The 14,956-nt window shown below is 58.2% G+C and carries 14 protein-coding genes and 2 pseudogenes; 10 read left to right on the plus strand and 6 right to left on the minus strand.

All coding sequences use genetic code 11. The features are described 5' to 3' along the window. Window positions 1-54 precede the first annotated feature (54 nt). Window positions 55-654 (plus strand): cob(I)yrinic acid a,c-diamide adenosyltransferase, encoded by a 600-nt coding sequence (cobO, locus tag ACZ1HE_RS00235; protein ID WP_472619069.1) that lies wholly within the window; start codon window positions 55-57, stop codon window positions 652-654. A gap of 123 nt (window positions 655-777) precedes the next feature. Beyond that, window positions 778-1,788, plus strand: coding sequence for a hypothetical protein (locus ACZ1HE_RS00240; RefSeq protein WP_472619070.1), 1,011 nt, complete (start codon window positions 778-780; stop codon window positions 1,786-1,788). A gap of 66 nt (window positions 1,789-1,854) precedes the next feature. Here the strand turns inward: ACZ1HE_RS00240 and ACZ1HE_RS00245 are convergent, their stop codons facing one another. Next, complete coding sequence (locus ACZ1HE_RS00245) at window positions 1,855-2,721, minus strand: branched-chain amino acid aminotransferase (protein ID WP_472619071.1); 867 nt, start codon at window positions 2,719-2,721, stop codon at window positions 1,855-1,857. A 156-nt stretch (window positions 2,722-2,877) separates the two neighbouring features. On the opposite strand from ACZ1HE_RS00245, the gene ACZ1HE_RS00250 reads away from it, so the two are divergent. The 7 genes and pseudogenes from ACZ1HE_RS00250 (at window position 2,878) to dxs (ending at window position 9,001) form a co-directional block, all read left to right on the plus strand. Further along, window positions 2,878-3,390: a MarR family winged helix-turn-helix transcriptional regulator gene (locus ACZ1HE_RS00250; protein WP_472619072.1), complete on the plus strand. Its 513-nt coding sequence runs from the start codon at window positions 2,878-2,880 to the stop codon at window positions 3,388-3,390. Next, window positions 3,387-4,088 carry a response regulator gene (locus ACZ1HE_RS00255; RefSeq protein ID WP_472619073.1) on the plus strand — a complete coding sequence of 234 codons (702 nt, stop codon included), beginning with the start codon at window positions 3,387-3,389 and terminating at the stop codon, window positions 4,086-4,088. Before ACZ1HE_RS00250 ends, ACZ1HE_RS00255 begins: the two co-directional genes overlap by 4 nt. A gap of 112 nt (window positions 4,089-4,200) precedes the next feature. Next, window positions 4,201-4,974, plus strand: coding sequence for a delta-class carbonic anhydrase (locus ACZ1HE_RS00260; RefSeq protein ID WP_472619074.1), 774 nt, complete (start codon window positions 4,201-4,203; stop codon window positions 4,972-4,974). A gap of 51 nt (window positions 4,975-5,025) precedes the next feature. Next, a complete protein-coding gene (locus tag ACZ1HE_RS00265; protein ID WP_472619075.1) occupies window positions 5,026-5,952 on the plus strand; it encodes a histone deacetylase family protein in 927 nt (308 codons plus the stop codon). Then, window positions 5,949-6,191 (plus strand): exodeoxyribonuclease VII small subunit, encoded by a 243-nt coding sequence (locus ACZ1HE_RS00270; RefSeq protein ID WP_472619076.1) that lies wholly within the window; start codon window positions 5,949-5,951, stop codon window positions 6,189-6,191. Before ACZ1HE_RS00265 ends, ACZ1HE_RS00270 begins: the two co-directional genes overlap by 4 nt. After that, the gene (locus ACZ1HE_RS00275) at window positions 6,192-7,058 is read left to right on the plus strand and encodes a polyprenyl synthetase family protein (RefSeq protein WP_472619077.1); all 867 of its coding nucleotides are present in this window, start codon (window positions 6,192-6,194) and stop codon (window positions 7,056-7,058) included. Window positions 7,059-7,073: 15 nt separating this feature from the next. Continuing rightward, a pseudogene (gene dxs, locus ACZ1HE_RS00280) lies at window positions 7,074-9,001 on the plus strand (1-deoxy-D-xylulose-5-phosphate synthase). Here dxs and ACZ1HE_RS00285 read toward each other — a convergent pair. Continuing rightward, window positions 8,998-9,869, minus strand: a pseudogene (locus tag ACZ1HE_RS00285) (SDR family oxidoreductase). The pseudogenes dxs and ACZ1HE_RS00285 sit on opposite strands and share 4 nt — an antisense overlap. Before the next feature lie 123 nt (window positions 9,870-9,992). Here ACZ1HE_RS00285 and ACZ1HE_RS00290 point away from each other — a divergent pair. After that, complete coding sequence (locus tag ACZ1HE_RS00290) at window positions 9,993-10,592, plus strand: class I SAM-dependent DNA methyltransferase (protein WP_472619078.1); 600 nt, start codon at window positions 9,993-9,995, stop codon at window positions 10,590-10,592. Between the two features lie 3 nt (window positions 10,593-10,595). On the opposite strand, the gene ACZ1HE_RS00295 is transcribed toward ACZ1HE_RS00290, so the two are convergent. Genes ACZ1HE_RS00295 through ACZ1HE_RS00310 form a run of 4 tightly spaced genes read right to left on the minus strand, consistent with a single transcriptional unit; the run spans window position 10,596 to window position 14,928 of the window. Next, window positions 10,596-11,375 carry a carnitinyl-CoA dehydratase gene (locus ACZ1HE_RS00295; protein WP_472619079.1) on the minus strand — a complete coding sequence of 260 codons (780 nt, stop codon included), beginning with the start codon at window positions 11,373-11,375 and terminating at the stop codon, window positions 10,596-10,598. Beyond that, window positions 11,372-13,459 (minus strand): acetate--CoA ligase family protein, encoded by a 2,088-nt coding sequence (locus ACZ1HE_RS00300; RefSeq protein ID WP_472619080.1) that lies wholly within the window; start codon window positions 13,457-13,459, stop codon window positions 11,372-11,374. Before ACZ1HE_RS00300 ends, ACZ1HE_RS00295 begins: the two co-directional genes overlap by 4 nt. Next, window positions 13,460-13,759, minus strand: a complete 300-nt coding sequence (locus ACZ1HE_RS00305) for an Rdx family protein (RefSeq protein WP_209255355.1) — start codon at window positions 13,757-13,759, stop codon at window positions 13,460-13,462. 5 nt (window positions 13,760-13,764) lie between these two features. Beyond that, on the minus strand, window positions 13,765-14,928 hold the full coding sequence (locus tag ACZ1HE_RS00310) for an acyl-CoA dehydrogenase family protein (protein ID WP_472624279.1): 1,164 nt from the start codon (window positions 14,926-14,928) through the stop codon (window positions 13,765-13,767). Between the last annotated feature and the right edge of the window lie 28 nt (window positions 14,929-14,956).

Consider the following 14,956-nt stretch of genomic DNA (forward strand, 5'->3'; position numbering starts at 1 on the left):
TTACCTTTGCGCCATAGCCCCTAGGGTATGCGGCGCAATACATAAGGGTTTCCCATGAGCGACGCAGAGAACCACAAAGAAAAAATGAAAGAGGTGCAGGCCAAGCACCGTGAGCGGGTCTCGCAGCTGCAGGATCCCGAACAGGGTTTGGTGCTGATCCACACCGGCAAAGGCAAGGGCAAATCCTCGTCCGCGTTTGGCGTCGTCGTCCGCGCCCTGGGGTGGGGCCAGAAAGTGGCCGTGGTTCAGTTCATCAAGGGCAAGTGGAAAACGGGCGAGCGCCGGTTCTTTGAAGAGCACGGCCAAGTGACCTGGCACACCATGGGCGAAGGGTTCACTTGGGATACCCAAGACAAAGAGCGCGACATCGCTGCCGCGCAGGCGGCGTTTGGCAAAGCCGCCGATCTGATCGCCAGCGAAGAGTATGATCTGGTTGTGCTCGACGAGATCAACATCGCCTTGCGCTATGAATATCTGAGCGTCGGGCAAGTGATCGAAGCGTTGGACAAGCGGACCGAGAAAACCGGTGTGATCCTGACGGGGCGTGATGCACCACAGGAACTGTGCGACTATGCCGATCTGGTCACCGAGATGACCGAGGTTAAACATCCCTTCAAGTCCGGCATTAAGGCGCAGCGTGGTGTAGATTTCTAATCTACTCTGCGCCACTTGTTGCTAGTTAGCGTCTAAAACTGCCCTTGAACGACTCGAGTTACCACTTGTGGTTGTAGGTGAAGGCAGTTTAGCATCGCGCTAACCCATCTGTTTGAGTACAATATGAAACAGATCATCGCCTCTTTTGCCCTGCTGTTTGGTGTGGGTTTCGCCTCCGCCGGGTCGGACCTGCAGGAATCGATCGACCTGTGGCTCGGTGGTAATGACGCACAAAGCCTGCCGATTTTGTCCAAGTTGGCCAAGTCCGGGGATACCGATGCCCGACTTTTGTTGGCTCAGATCGAAGTGACAGACAAAGGGCCATCGCCCTTCCGGTTATCGCTAGACAAACAACAAGCCCGCGAACTGTTTAGGCAAGTGGACAAAACCTCGCCTTTTGCAGCCAGTTGGCTAACGGTCGAAGCCCGCGAAGGGGATTCATTGGCGCAGGCGCTATTGCAGGCGCGCAGTGCACAGCCCGACCTTGACGTGATCGATCTCTTGGCCATGCAAGGGGAGCATCAGGCGACAGACCACCCGAGCCGTATCATTTCGCTATACGGAACAAAGGAAGATAGAAGGAAGCTGTCACAAAACCCATATCTGCTGGTGGAGCTAGAGCCTTACGTTGCATATCTGACTGACGAACCTGAGCCGCGTGGCGATGGGTTAGCTGCTTTGCGCCATGTTGTTGGCAGCAATCAGGGCATTGGTCCCGACGATCCAGAAACCTTGGGTATGGCCGGGCTATTGGCTCTCGGGTTTGGGTTCGGAGACGCTTCTCCCAGGAATAGATGGTATAGGCCCGTCCAGAACTGGGTGATGACAGCACCAGAAACCCGTCCTATAGCCAACCTCTGCAACGCTCAATGCGGATCACAAGCGCTAGCTTGCGGCATGGCAATGATGGCTTTGGCAGGCGGATATTATGAGGTGATCCGAATCGACAGCCCGCTTGAGAAGCTGATCCCACAGGACACTTTCCTAAACAGCCAACGCGCTCAGATTATGACTCTTAGGCGTGCAGCACTTGCCCGATCTGAGACCAACAACCCACCTGAACTTGCAAAGATTGCCGCCTATTCCCAATGCGCTGCCGATCTGATCGAGCAAGAACGTCGGGCCTACCGTTGAACCCTAAAAGAAAAACCCGGGCCATTTCGACCCGGGTTTGACAATGTCCATGTGGTTTCAACCGCTTTAGCTGCGTACCAACTTTTCATAGTCTTCCGCGATTTCACGGGTCAAAGCGCCAACTTCGAATTTGTAGTCGCCGATCTGGCCTACAGGCGTGACTTCGGCCGCGGTGCCCGTGAGCCAGCACTGCTCGAATTCAGCCATTTCCTCGGGCTTAATGCGACGCTCGTGGACGGTGATACCTTTGTCTTTGAGCATCCCGATCACGGTCTGGCGGGTGATGCCATTCAGGAAGCAATCGGCCAGCGGCGTGTGAACTTCGCCGTCTTTCACAAAAAAGACATTGGCACCTGTGGCTTCGGCCACGTAGCCGCGCCAGTCCATGAACAGCGCATCGGAGCAACCTTTTGCCTCGGCCTTGTGTTTGGAAATGGTGCAGATCATGTAAAGACCAGCAGCTTTGGCGTGCACCGGGATGGTTTCGGGCGACGGGCGTTTCCATTCCGCGATATCGAGCTTGGCGCCCTGCATCTTGGCGTCGCCATAGTAGGCCCCCCAACCCCAGACGGCGATGGCCATGCGCACTGGATTCTTGGCGGAGGCGACACCCATGTCATCGCCCGAGCCACGCCAGACAACCGCACGCACATAGGCGTCCGTCAAGCCCGAGGCCTTCAAGGTCTCTTCCTTGGCGGCCTCGATCTGATCGACCGTGTAGGGCATCGGCATGTCCAATGCCTCGGCCGACGCGATCAAGCGCTCGGAATGCTCGCGGCTTTTGAATATCTTGCCGTTGTATGCGCGCTCGCCTTCAAAAACCGAGCTGGCATAGTGCATTGCGTGGGTCAGAACGTGGACCTTGGCCTCACGCCAATCCACCAGTTCCCCATCCATCCAGATCACTCCATCGCGATCATCATAACCCGACATGCTGCATCCTCCTGAGCGAGCCGTTTTGCACTTGTTGCGCAGATTACGGCCGAACCGGACATAATATTGCGCCAAAACTGCGAATCGATAGCTGTTCACTATTGGAATGTCAACAAGACTGACTTAAAGTGAACCAAAGCAAGAATGAGGTTCAGAATGTCCGATGGACGCTCGACCCCGGTCTATGGCAGCGAAAGCCTGCTGTTTCTGACCGACGAACAGCTCAGGCAAGGGATCGAGGCAATGTTCTTTGCCTATCGCGGGTTTACCGCTGATCCCGACCGCATTCTGGCCGAAATGGCCTATGGCCGCGCGCATCATCGCGCGATCCACTTCATCAACCGCGCACCGGGGACGACAGTGAACAATCTTCTGGCTATTCTGGGGGTCACGAAACAATCCCTAAACCGGGTTCTGCGCACGTTGATTGCGGATGGTTTGGTAGAAAGCCGCGTTGGCAAGATCGACAAACGCGAGCGTCACCTGTACCTGACCGAAGATGGCCGTTCGCTTGAGGCGACGCTGTCAGACGCCCAGCGCAAACGAATGCGTGCGGCGTACAAGGATGCAGGACCAGAGGCCGTGGCCGGGTTTAAATTGGTGCTCGAGGCGATGATGGATGCAGATATGCGCAGAGCCTATTCAAAGTTGCGGGATGCTACCTCATGAGTGAACTTGACGCACACCTTTTGATCGTGGACGACGACGAGCGGATCCGCGATCTGCTCAAGAAATTCCTGATGCGTAACGGGTTCCTGGTAACCGCAGCTCGCGACGCGGCGCATGCCCGGCGGGTTTTGTCGGGGTTGGATTTCGACCTGATCGTGCTGGACGTGATGATGCCGGGGGAAGATGGCGTAAGCCTGACCAAATCCCTGCGTGAAACACATAGCACTCCGATCATGTTGCTGACCGCACGGGGTGAAACCGAGCATCGCATTGCGGGGCTCGAGGCTGGAGCGGATGATTATCTTGCAAAACCGTTCGAGCCCAAGGAACTTCTCCTTCGGATTAACGCGATCTTGCGTCGGATGCCGGAAACGACTGCACAGGATGCAGCGCCCAAAGTTCTACACTTGGGTCCGATTCGGTATGACATTGAACGCGGCGAGATGTGGCAGGGCGAGGAATTGGTGCGTTTAACTGCCACTGAAAGTCAGTTGATGAAAATCTTCTCAGCGCAGCCAGGGGAGCCCGTCAGTCGCGCCAAATTGGTAGAGGACTTGGGCCGTGATCGTGGGCAGGCGCAGGAACGTGCTGTCGATGTTCAAATCACACGCCTGCGCCGCAAGATTGAACCAAATCCGAAACAGCCCCAATACCTACAGACCGTCCGCGGTGCGGGTTACATGCTGGCAACGGATTGATAGAACTTAACCATCTGTTTGATGCGCTTCACCCTTGTTCGTAGGCAAAACTGAGAACGGATCTGAATTGTGCTAGAGTGATTTCAATTAATTTGTTCTTGGAGTCAAAAATATGCGCAAGATTGCATTTCTAACCGCCTTCTTAATACCCGCTACGGCTCAGGCCCAGATGTGTACAGGCTTCGGCCCACAGACACCACGCGACATTGCGGTTGCGGCAGGGTCAAACAGTGTCACGTTCCCGCGTGCGCCAGAAGCAAGCCAGATGAATTTGTGTGATATTCACACCCACACCAACGCCGAACATAAGGGGCCTGGGTTTTCCCTATCAGGTGGCACCGGTGAACACGGCGGATGGAAATGCAACGAAACCGACAGCTTGACCGAGGCCGAACTGGCGATGCCTGATGGGGCAGAAACATTTCATGGTGTAAAACCCGGTGACACGATCGAGGTGCACTGGGTCTATACGACTTGCACAGTCACTCCTGCGCCAACTCTGAACTCTTGCTTTTCGGATGCCTGCGCCAATCCAGCATTGCGGGTCGAAAGCCAGGTTTTCTTGGTTGTGAACGACGACAGTGCCCCGGATTTCGGCGACTTTGCCTATGATGGCAACATTGCCAACGGGCTACATCAACCCAAAGCTCTTCCTCAGGGCACGGGTGACCCGGTTGTGTTTATGGGGTCGACTACCGGACCCAGCTACACGCAGGAGATCTGCTCTCCGATGCAGGTCACCTGGAGCGTTCGCCCATCATGCATGAAGGTCTCGTACAGTTCGGTTCAGCATTGGGGAGCCAAGAAAAACGTATTTGAAGAAGACCACAGCCACGGGGTGCGCCAACTGGTGACCGCGCCGGAATTGCTTGCGCCGATCAACTGACCCCCAATCGAGTGTTTGCCTGTAGACGCGCAGGTTGATAGCTTGCGCGCCATGAAAACTGCATTGATCACACATGCCGATTGCCTCGGCCATGTCACCCCCGATGGACACCCCGAACGGGTTGCACGCTTGCAGCATATTCTGCACGCACTGGAACCTCTGGATCTGAACCGGGTGACGGCCCCTATGGCCGCCGAAGATGACATTCTGCGCATCCACCCTGCCGACTATCTTCGCGACATCCGCGCCGAGCGCCCGACAGACGGATTCAGACAGATCGACGGTGACACCTTCATGTCCCCCGGTTCGGTCGACGCGGCCTTTCGCGCCGCTGGTGCCGTTGTGCGCGCGGTCGATATGGTATTGGGGGGCGAAGCTCCGAATGCGTTCTGCGCGATCCGCCCGCCGGGGCATCACGCCGAAACCAGCACCGCAATGGGGTTCTGTCTGTTCGGCAATGCGGCCCTGGCCGCCAAACATGCGCTGGACCACCACGGGCTAAGCCGCGTGGCTGTTGTAGATTTCGATGTCCACCACGGCAACGGCACGCAGGACCTGCTGTGGGACGAGGCGCGCGCATTGGTCATCACAAGCCAACAGATGCCGCTCTGGCCCGGTTCGGGTCGCCCGGATGAGGATGGCGTGCACGGTCAGATCCTGAACATCCCGCTTGCGCCAGGTTCAGGCAGTGCCGAGATGCGTGCGGCTTACGAGGGGCAGGCCTTCACCCGCCTGCGCGCCTTCAAGCCGGAACTGATCATCATCTCCGCAGGATTTGACGCCCATCAGGACGACCCGCTCGCCAACCTCAACTGGTCCACGGGCGATTTTGCCTGGGTCACAGCCGAACTTTGCTCGCTGGCTCGTGAGCTTTGTGATGGCCATATCGTCTCGACTCTGGAAGGCGGTTATGATCTGAACGCGCTGAGTGCCGCAACTAAGGCGCATGTTGAAGAATTGATGAAGGCAACGACATGAGTGAGACCCCCGTCGACCAGATGACATTCGAACAGGCGATGAAAGAGCTTGAAACCGTCGTTGGCAAGCTGGAGCGCGGCGATGTTGCGCTGGACGAGTCGATTTCGCTCTATGAACGCGGCGCAGCGCTCAAGAAACGCTGCGAGGATGAGCTGAAGCGCGCTGAAGAAAAAGTCGCCGCAATCACCTTGGATGCCAACGGTCAAGCGACCGGGACAAAGCCTGTCGAAGGTCTGTAAATGTTTCGCGAACAGTTGGCGCGGGATGCCGCGCGCATTCAGAACCAGTTTGATCTGGTTCTGGGCAGTCTCGATGACCTCGATGTGACACGGGCAATGGCCTACACCACGCAAGGCGGCAAGCGACTGCGTGGGTTTTTGGTTCTTGAAAGCGCACGATTGCATGATGTGGCCGAGGATCAGGCTATTTGGCCCGCCACCGGAATCGAAGCGCTACATGCCTACTCACTGGTGCACGACGATCTGCCAAGCATGGACAACGACGACCTGCGGCGCGGCAAACCCACCATTCACGTCAAATGGAACGAGGGTATAGCAGTTCTTGCAGGCGACGCCCTCCAAACGTTGTCGTTTGAATTGTGTACTCGACCCGAAGTGGGCGGGGCAGAGGTACGCGCCGAGCTTGCCCTGACACTGGCACAGGCAAGCGGTGCCCAAGGCATGGTTCTGGGTCAGGCTTTGGATATTGCCGCTGAATCCGCAGCCGAGCCGCTGAACCTGGACGAAATCACCCGTCTGCAAGCGGGCAAAACTGGTGCACTGATCGAATGGTCCGCTTGTGCGGGCGCACGTCTGGCGCAGGCCGACACAACCCCCTTGCGCCAATATGCCCAAGCCTTGGGGCTTGCTTTCCAGATCGCAGACGACATCTTGGATATCGAGGGTGACGCCCAGAAGGCCGGGAAACGGCTGCAGAAAGATGCCGACGCAGGAAAGGCGACATTCGTCTCCTTGCTTGGACTGGACGCCGCCAAATTGCGCGCTGTAGAACTGATCGAACAGGGCTGCGCCGCGCTTGAAACATACGGGTCGCGGGCCGATACCTTGAAGGAGGCCGCCCGCTTCGTTATTGCCCGCGACAGCTAGCCGTTAGAGGACGCCATGTCTGATCGCCCGAATACACCGCTTCTGGACCTTGTGACCCGCCCTGCGGATCTCAAGCAGTTTTCCGATGCGCAGCTGACCCAATTGGCGGGAGAGCTGCGGTCCGAGACTGTGTCTGCCGTGTCCGAAACCGGCGGCCATCTGGGTGCGGGCCTGGGCGTGGTTGAACTGACCTTGGCGCTACACGCTGTCTTTGACACGCCGCGCGACAAGGTTATCTGGGACGTGGGTCATCAGTGCTATCCCCACAAGATCCTGACTGAACGCCGCGATCGCATCCGTACCCTGCGGCAGGAGGGCGGTCTGAGCGGGTTCACCAAACGCTCTGAATCGCCCTATGACCCGTTTGGCGCCGCTCACAGTTCGACCTCGATCAGTGCGGCGCTCGGCTTTGCCGTGGCCCGCGATCTGGGCGGTGTGACACCCGAAGGACTGGGTGATGCGATTGCCGTGATTGGTGATGGCTCGATGTCTGCGGGCATGGCGTTTGAGGCCATGAACAACGCGGGCCATTTGAAAAAACGCCTGATCGTGATCCTGAACGACAACGAGATGAGCATCGCGCCGCCCGTCGGCGCGCTGTCATCTTATCTGTCCCGTCTTTACGCGGAAGAGCCGTTTCAGGAATTCAAGGCCGCTGCCAAAGGTGCTGTGTCCCTGCTGCCCGAGCCTTTCCGCGAAGGGGCCAAACGCGCCAAGGAAATGCTCAAGGGCATGGCCGTTGGTGGCACATTGTTCGAAGAGTTGGGCTTTTCATATCTCGGCCCCATCGACGGGCACGACATGGATCAGTTGTTGCCGGTGCTACGCACCGTCAAAGCGCGTGCAACCGGCCCGATCCTTATCCATGTGCTAACCAAAAAAGGTAAAGGATACGCCCCGGCCGAAGCAGCCCGCGACAAGGGCCACGCGACATCAAAATTCGATGTCCTGACCGGCAAACAAAAAAGGCGCCATCGAACGCGCCCTCTTATACTTCGGTCTTTGGCAACGCACTGGTGAACCAAGCGGCCAAGGACGACAAGGTTGTGGCCGTTACGGCGGCGATGCCCGACGGAACGGGTCTGAACCTCTTTGCCGAACGCTATCCTTCGCGCTGTTTTGACGTGGGCATCGCGGAACAACACGGCGTAACCTTTGCCGCAGCCTTGGCTGCGGGTGGGATGAAGCCGTTTTGCACGATGTATTCGACATTCCTGCAGCGTGGGTATGATCAGGTGGTGCACGACGTGGCCATCCAGCGCTTGCCCGTGCGCTTTGCCATCGACCGTGCGGGCCTTGTGGGTGCTGACGGTGCGACCCACGCGGGATCCTTCGACATCGCCTATATGGCCAACCTGCCCGGCATGGTCGTGATGGCCGCCGCAGACGAGGCTGAATTGGTACACATGGTGGCCACGGCTGTTGCGTATGACGAGGGCCCTATCGCCTTCCGATATCCGCGCGGTGAGGGGGTCGGCGTTGATCTGCCCGAACAGGGTGATGTGCTGGAAATCGGCAGGGGTCGCATGATCCAGATCGGTGCGCGCGTGGCTCTGCTGTCATTTGGCACCCGCCTGGCCGAGGTTCAGAAAGCGGCAGAGGCGCTGTCAGCAAAGGGCATCACGCCCACAATTGCTGACGCACGTTTTGCCAAGCCGCTGGATCGCGACATGATCCTGCAATTGGCCGCTGATCACGAGGCGCTGATCACCATCGAAGAAGGTGCCGTGGGTGGCTTTGGCAGCCATGTGGCGCAGCTGTTGGCGGACGAGGGTGCGTTCGACGCAGGGCTCAAATACCGCTCGATGGTTCTGCCCGACACGTTCATTGATCAGGCAAGCCCTGACGCGATGTACAAGGTCGCTGGCATGAGTGCCGAACAGATCGAGACCAAAGTGCTCGACGTGTTGGGTGTTGCTTCGATCGGCGAAAAACGCGCTTAGAACCAAGCGTCGGACTTACGTTCCAGCGCCTCGGTTTCGACCCGAAGCAAGGCACTCAGCCCTTCGCGGTAAGATGGGTAAAGCAGTTTCACACCAAGCTCTGACTTGATCAGATCATTGCGAACGCGTTTGTTTTCGCCGTAGAAACTGCGCGCCATTGCGCTCATCCCCGCCTCGTCAAACGGCACCTCGGCGGGCAAGGGCAGCCCCAACAGTTCCGCTGCCAAGCCAATAACGTCCTGCGGTGGGGCGGGGTCATCATCGCACAAGTTATAGATCGCACCGGGCAGGGGCTGCCCGATAGACGCGCGTAGCACCTGCGCGATGTCATCCACATGGATGCGCGAAAACACTTGTCCCGGCTTCACAATGCGCCGCGCCGTGCCCGCTCGTACTTTGGTGAACGGACCGCGCCCGGGACCATAGATCCCTGCTAAACGAAAGATGTGCAGGGGCAAACCGGGGATGGACTGCCAATCATGCTCTGCCGAGACCCGCAAATCCCCCGCTCGGATGAAGGTGCGACCGGGGTGGTTTCATCCACCCAACCGCCGTTCCGATCCCCATAGACCGCCGTTGTGGACAGGTAACCGACCCAATCAAACTGACTCGCCCGCGCAGCAATCTCGTGGCGAAACTCAGCCAGAACCGGATCACCCGCGTCACTGGGACCAGCCGAAATCAAAAGGTGAGTCACGTTATCCAAGCTGGGGCGTGAACCTGGCCATTGATGCATCTCGACCCCGGACAGTGACTTGGCGCGGTCACCACTACGGCTGGTGCCAATGCAGCGCCAACTGTCATCCAGACTGCGAACCAAAGCGCGGGCGGTGTATCCAAGGCCAAAGGAGAAGAGCGTCTTAGTCATGCCTCCTAGATGGTCTGAGCTGGTCGGGGATGCAAGCATTCCGGACGTCTCACTTGATTCGAATCCCCACATCGGCGTTTCATTGTCTTATGAGTAAGAAAACACCCGATCTGCACAGCGCATATGCGCTGGAAACACCCGATGACCACAAACGGCTCTATGCCGAGTGGGCTTAGCGACTATGATGACAGCTTTGCTGCACGCGAGGATTACCAGCTGCACATCCACACTGCGCGGGCGTTTGTCGGCGCAGGGGGACAAGGACCGGTCCTGGATGTAGGCGCTGGCACGGGCCTGTGCGGTGCCGTCCTAGCAGGGCTTGGCGTCGGGCCAATTGATGCCACCGACATAAGCGCCGAAATGCTGGATCAGGCGATGCGCAAGGACATCTATCGTGACGCGATCGAGGCCGATCTGAACGACGGCATCCCGGTGCCGCGCGAAAGCTATTCCGGCATCGTCTCCTCGGGTACCTTCACCCATGGGCATGTCGGCCCCGAGGTGATCCCGGCTCTGTTGCGCGTGGCCCGTCACGGCGCTCAGTTTGCGCTGTCGATCAACGCCAAACATTTTGAGGCTCAGGGGTTTTCGGACGCGTTAAAGTCTCTTGATGGGAACAAGATCCACAACCTGACCCTGCCTCAGGTACGTATCTACGGCGACTTAGCTGCGGGAGAGAACAAGGACGACACGGCATTTGTCGCCCTGTTCGAAAAATCCTGAGGCCTACTTGCCTTTCCACACCGGGTCGCGCTTTTCGGCAAAGGCGCGGGCGCCTTCCAAATTGTCCTCGGACCCATAAAGCGTGTCGATAGTGGCCAGCTGTCGGCGTTGGATCTGGTTCATAATATCGCGGAACTTGGAATCCTCGGCTTCGCGTACGACCTCTTTGATCGCCGCATAAACCAGCGGCGGGCCGCTCGCCAGCAGGCGCGCCACTTCCCATGCGCGGTCCATCAGTTGGTCGCCCGGCACGATCTCGTTCACCAGACCCCAATGCTTGGCCTCATCAGCATCGAACCACCGCCCGGTCAGCAGCAGCTCCATCGCCACGTGATAAGGGATGCGTTTGGGCAGTTTGACACTGGCCGCATCCGCGATTGTCCCTGAACGAATTTCAGGCAGGGCAAAACTGGCGTGATCGGCGGAAATGATGATGTCGGCCGAAATCATCAACTCCAGTCCGCCGCCACAGGCGATGCCGTTCACGGCAGCAATCACCGGTTTGTTCATGTCGCGCAGTTCCTGAAGTCCCCCAAAGCCGCCAACCCCGTAATCGCCATCGACCGCATCGCCATCTGCAGCGGCCTTCAGATCCCAGCCGGGGCAAAAGAACTTTTCGCCACCACCTGTCAGAATCGCCACGCGCAGTTCGGGATCATCGCGAAAATCGCGAAAGATCTCGCCCATGACGCGGCTGGTTGCCAGATCAATAGCGTTAGCCTTGGGCCGGTCTAGGGTGACCTCAAGGATTGCACCGTCGCGTTTTGTCTTTACCGGGTTCATGAACTTGCCTTTCGGATCAGAGCATCGACCGCCACCGCGCCATTGGCGGTGCAGATCAGGGGGTTGATTTCAACTTCGGCCAGGGTGTCGGCGTTGGCAAGCACATAGGCCTGCACCGCGTCCACAGCTACTACAATCGCGTCCAGATCAGCCGCTGGCTTGCCACGATAACCATGCAGGAGAGGGGCGCATTTGAGCTTGTTTAGAGCCTGTTTCACTTGCTTTTGGCTGGATGGCACCAGCAAGGACTCTGTATCCCGCAGCACCTCGGTTAACACGCCACCTGCCCCGATGGTCAGGACGAAACCATGTGCCGGGTCGCGGGTCACGCCGATCAACAATTCAGCCACGGCCCCTTCTGCCATTTCTTCGACCAGGACAGTTTGTGTGCCTACGGCACGGGCGGCCTCATCCAGGTCTGATGCCTGCACACCCAAGCGAACCGCGCCATGTTCGGACTTGTGCGCAAGGCCAATGCCTTTGACCGCAAAGGGTGGACTCAACTCGACACACGCCCGAGCCGCATCCAATGCGGACACCACCATGTTGCGTGGGATTGGCAAGCCATGATCTGCCAAGGCCGCTTTGGCCTCGGCCTCGGTTAAAACCGCATCTGGCTCGGCTGTTCCCGGAAGGCAAATAGGCTCTAATATAGGGCTTTTTGTATGACTCGCTGCCTCGGCTGCGGCAAGCGCCTCCTCCAACCCCATGATCGGAACAACGCCACCAGCCATCAATTCGTCGGCCACGTGTTCAGGCATCAACTCGGGCAGTGTTGCCACAACAGCAAAGGGCGCACTGGTCTCTGCCCGGACGGCCAAGGCCGCCTGCGTGGCACATGCCCAATCTGTGTGGTCCGTGTGCGGATAGTCGACGATGGAAAAGGTCATGCCAATACCCTCACCCGTCATCCCCTTCCACGCGCGCGTCATCGCCTGCGTGTCGCGCCATATATAAGTGTGGTAGTCCAGCGGATTTGCCAGCGCGACCATCGGGCCAAGCGCGACCTTCAGTTCCTGCTTTTGCGGCTCTGATAAAGGTGGAAACATCAGATCGCGCTTGGTCGACAAGTCCGCAATCAAACTCGCCTCGCCACCCGAACAGCTGATCGATGCGATCTTGTTCGAAGTTAGCGGGCCATTGGCATGCAAAAGCTTCAACGTCTCAAGGAACGCAGGCAGCCCATGTAACCGCGCGATGCCCAAACGATCCAGCAAGGCCTGCGCGCCCGCATCGCTGCCTGCAAGCGAAGCGGTATGCGACACTGCTGCGGCCTGTGCCTGCTCAGACGCGCCAACCTTGAGCGCCACCAGCGGCACGCCTCGGTCATAGGCCTTGGCGGCCAAAGCCTCCCACTCGCGCAAGTTTCCAAAGCCTTCGATGTGCAGGCCAATGGCCGTCACCCGGTCGTCGTCAAGCAACTGCATCGCAATCGCGGCTTGCGATGTCTGCGCCATGTTCCCGCAGGTCACCATATAGGCAATCGGCAATCCCCGGCGTTGCATGGTCAGGTTGATTGCGATGTTCGAGCTTTGGGTCAGAATGGCAACCCCCCGCTCAACCGGCTGCATCCCATGCTGATCTGGCCAGATCGCCGCCTGGTCCAAGGCGTTGACGAACCCATAGCAGTTCGGACCCAGGATCGGCATCTCGCTCGCTGCGGTCACCAGCTGTGCTTGCAGATCGGCACCATTGGAATCCTCGGCCATAGCCTCGGTGAAACCAGATGCGAAACACACCGCACCACCTGCGCCCAGCGAACGCAGGGTCGACACAACCTCGAGCGTGGCAAAGCGGTTCACTCCGATGAAAGCCGCATCAATTGGGCCGACCCAATCCTCAAGCTTCTCAATTGCCTTGATACCCGCGATCTCTTTTCCCGAAGGGTGAACCGGAAAAATCTGGCCCTGATAACCGATGCGCTGCGCTGCTTCGATGATCGAGGCGCACCAGGCCCCACCGCCAATTACGGCGATCGAGGAAGGGTTGAGAACCCGTTTCAGATCGCGGGTGACAACTTCGCTACCAACAGAGGATTTGTTCGCGTCCGGCGGTGACGCCGCTGTAATCGTGGTTGTGTTCATCTAGTCCTGTGAAGTGTCTGCCGCCCTGTCCAGATGGCCCAGGTCGCGTTCCGGGTCGATCCGGTCCCGCACACGTGATTTCAGCTCTTTCACATCCGGAAAGCCGCCATCCCGCTTGCGTTCCCAGATCACCTCTCCATTCAAAGTGATCTCAAACACGCCACCTGTCTCTCCCGGCACCAGCGTCACCGACCCCAGATCCTCTTGAAAGGTCGAGAGCAGCTCTTGCGCCATCCATGCGGCGCGGAGCATCCAGTTGCAGCCAATGCAGTAAGTGATCGAGATGGCGGGTTTTGTCATTGGGGTCAGCCTCCTAGCGGTCTCAGCAATTCTCGGCTTATGATATGCCGCTGAATCTCGCTTGTCCCCTCCCAGATGCGCTCGACGCGTGAGTCGCGCCAGATGCGTTCCAGCGGCAGCTCGTCCATCAGGCCCATGCCGCCGTGGATCTGGATCGCTTCGTCCGCGACCATGGCCAACATCTCGGTCGCCTTGAGTTTGGCCATCGACATGTCGGATTCGGTGACGGTGCCCTGATCAAACTTCCAACCAGCCTCCCACGTCAGCAAGTTTGCCGCCTTCAACTCAAGCGCCATATCGGCCAGCTTGAACGAGATACCCTGGAACTTACCGATTTGCTGACCGAACTGCTTGCGCTCGGCTGAATATTCAACCGCATGCTGCATCGCCCGCTCCGCGCGGCCCAAACAAGTGGCCGCTACTTGCAGACGGGTGGCCCCGAGCCAAGTGTTGGCCACGTCGAACCCTTTGTGCAATTCACCCAGCATCGCCGATTTTGGGATACGGCAATCGTCAAATTCCAACACGGCGTTGGTGTAACCACGGTGGCTGACGTTCCGGTATCCATCACGAACGGTGAAACCGGGTGTGTCCTTATCGACAAAAAAGGCCGTGATCAGCTTCTTTGGTCCCCGCGGAGTGTCCTCTTCGCCCGTTGCCATGAACACAATCGAAAAGTCGGCGATGTCGGCGTGGCTGATGAAATGCTTGGTTCCGTTCAGAATGAAGTCATCCCCATCCGCCCGCGCAGTCGCGGTCATTCCACGCAGGTCAGAACCCGCACCCGGCTCGGTCATGGCCAGGCAGTCCCACTTCTCACCCTTCATACAGGGGTAGAGGTACTTCTCTTTCTGCTCGTCCGTACCCGCCATCAAGATGTTCGATGGACGCGCAACACAGGTCCAGTGCAGCGCATAATTCGCGCGCCCCAACTCTTTTTCGTACATCAGCCACGTGAGTGTATCGAGACCCGCACCCCCGACTTCTTCCGGCATGTTGGCCGCATACAGGCCAGCTTCTATCGCCTTGGCCTGCACATCTTTGATGATCTCCATCGGCAGGTGGCCAGTGCGTTCAACCTCAGATTCATGCGGATAGAGCTCGTTTTCCACAAAGGCACGGGTTGTGTCGATGATCATCGACTGTTCTTCGGTCAGACCAAACTGCATTTCTTGCGCTCCGGACAGAGGGGAATTC

This window comes from Falsiruegeria sp. JB4-1 (assembly GCF_055693495.1).

What these genes read in the sequence shown, in the direction of transcription:
- cobO (WP_472619069.1), top strand. Translation starts at nt 55, where the DNA reads ATGAGCGACGCAGAGAACCACAAAGAAAAAATGAAAGAGGTGCAGGCC.
- ACZ1HE_RS00240 (WP_472619070.1), top strand. Translation starts at nt 778, where the DNA reads ATGAAACAGATCATCGCCTCTTTTGCCCTGCTGTTTGGTGTGGGTTTC.
- ACZ1HE_RS00245 (WP_472619071.1), bottom strand. Translation starts at nt 2,721, where the DNA reads ATGTCGGGTTATGATGATCGCGATGGAGTGATCTGGATGGATGGGGAA.
- ACZ1HE_RS00250 (WP_472619072.1), top strand. Translation starts at nt 2,878, where the DNA reads ATGTCCGATGGACGCTCGACCCCGGTCTATGGCAGCGAAAGCCTGCTG.
- ACZ1HE_RS00255 (WP_472619073.1), top strand. Translation starts at nt 3,387, where the DNA reads ATGAGTGAACTTGACGCACACCTTTTGATCGTGGACGACGACGAGCGG.
- ACZ1HE_RS00260 (WP_472619074.1), top strand. Translation starts at nt 4,201, where the DNA reads ATGCGCAAGATTGCATTTCTAACCGCCTTCTTAATACCCGCTACGGCT.
- ACZ1HE_RS00265 (WP_472619075.1), top strand. Translation starts at nt 5,026, where the DNA reads ATGAAAACTGCATTGATCACACATGCCGATTGCCTCGGCCATGTCACC.
- ACZ1HE_RS00270 (WP_472619076.1), top strand. Translation starts at nt 5,949, where the DNA reads ATGAGTGAGACCCCCGTCGACCAGATGACATTCGAACAGGCGATGAAA.
- ACZ1HE_RS00275 (WP_472619077.1), top strand. Translation starts at nt 6,192, where the DNA reads ATGTTTCGCGAACAGTTGGCGCGGGATGCCGCGCGCATTCAGAACCAG.
- ACZ1HE_RS00290 (WP_472619078.1), top strand. Translation starts at nt 9,993, where the DNA reads ATGCGCTGGAAACACCCGATGACCACAAACGGCTCTATGCCGAGTGGG.
- ACZ1HE_RS00295 (WP_472619079.1), bottom strand. Translation starts at nt 11,375, where the DNA reads ATGAACCCGGTAAAGACAAAACGCGACGGTGCAATCCTTGAGGTCACC.
- ACZ1HE_RS00300 (WP_472619080.1), bottom strand. Translation starts at nt 13,459, where the DNA reads ATGAACACAACCACGATTACAGCGGCGTCACCGCCGGACGCGAACAAA.
- ACZ1HE_RS00305 (WP_209255355.1), bottom strand. Translation starts at nt 13,759, where the DNA reads ATGACAAAACCCGCCATCTCGATCACTTACTGCATTGGCTGCAACTGG.
- ACZ1HE_RS00310 (WP_472624279.1), bottom strand. Translation starts at nt 14,928, where the DNA reads ATGCAGTTTGGTCTGACCGAAGAACAGTCGATGATCATCGACACAACC.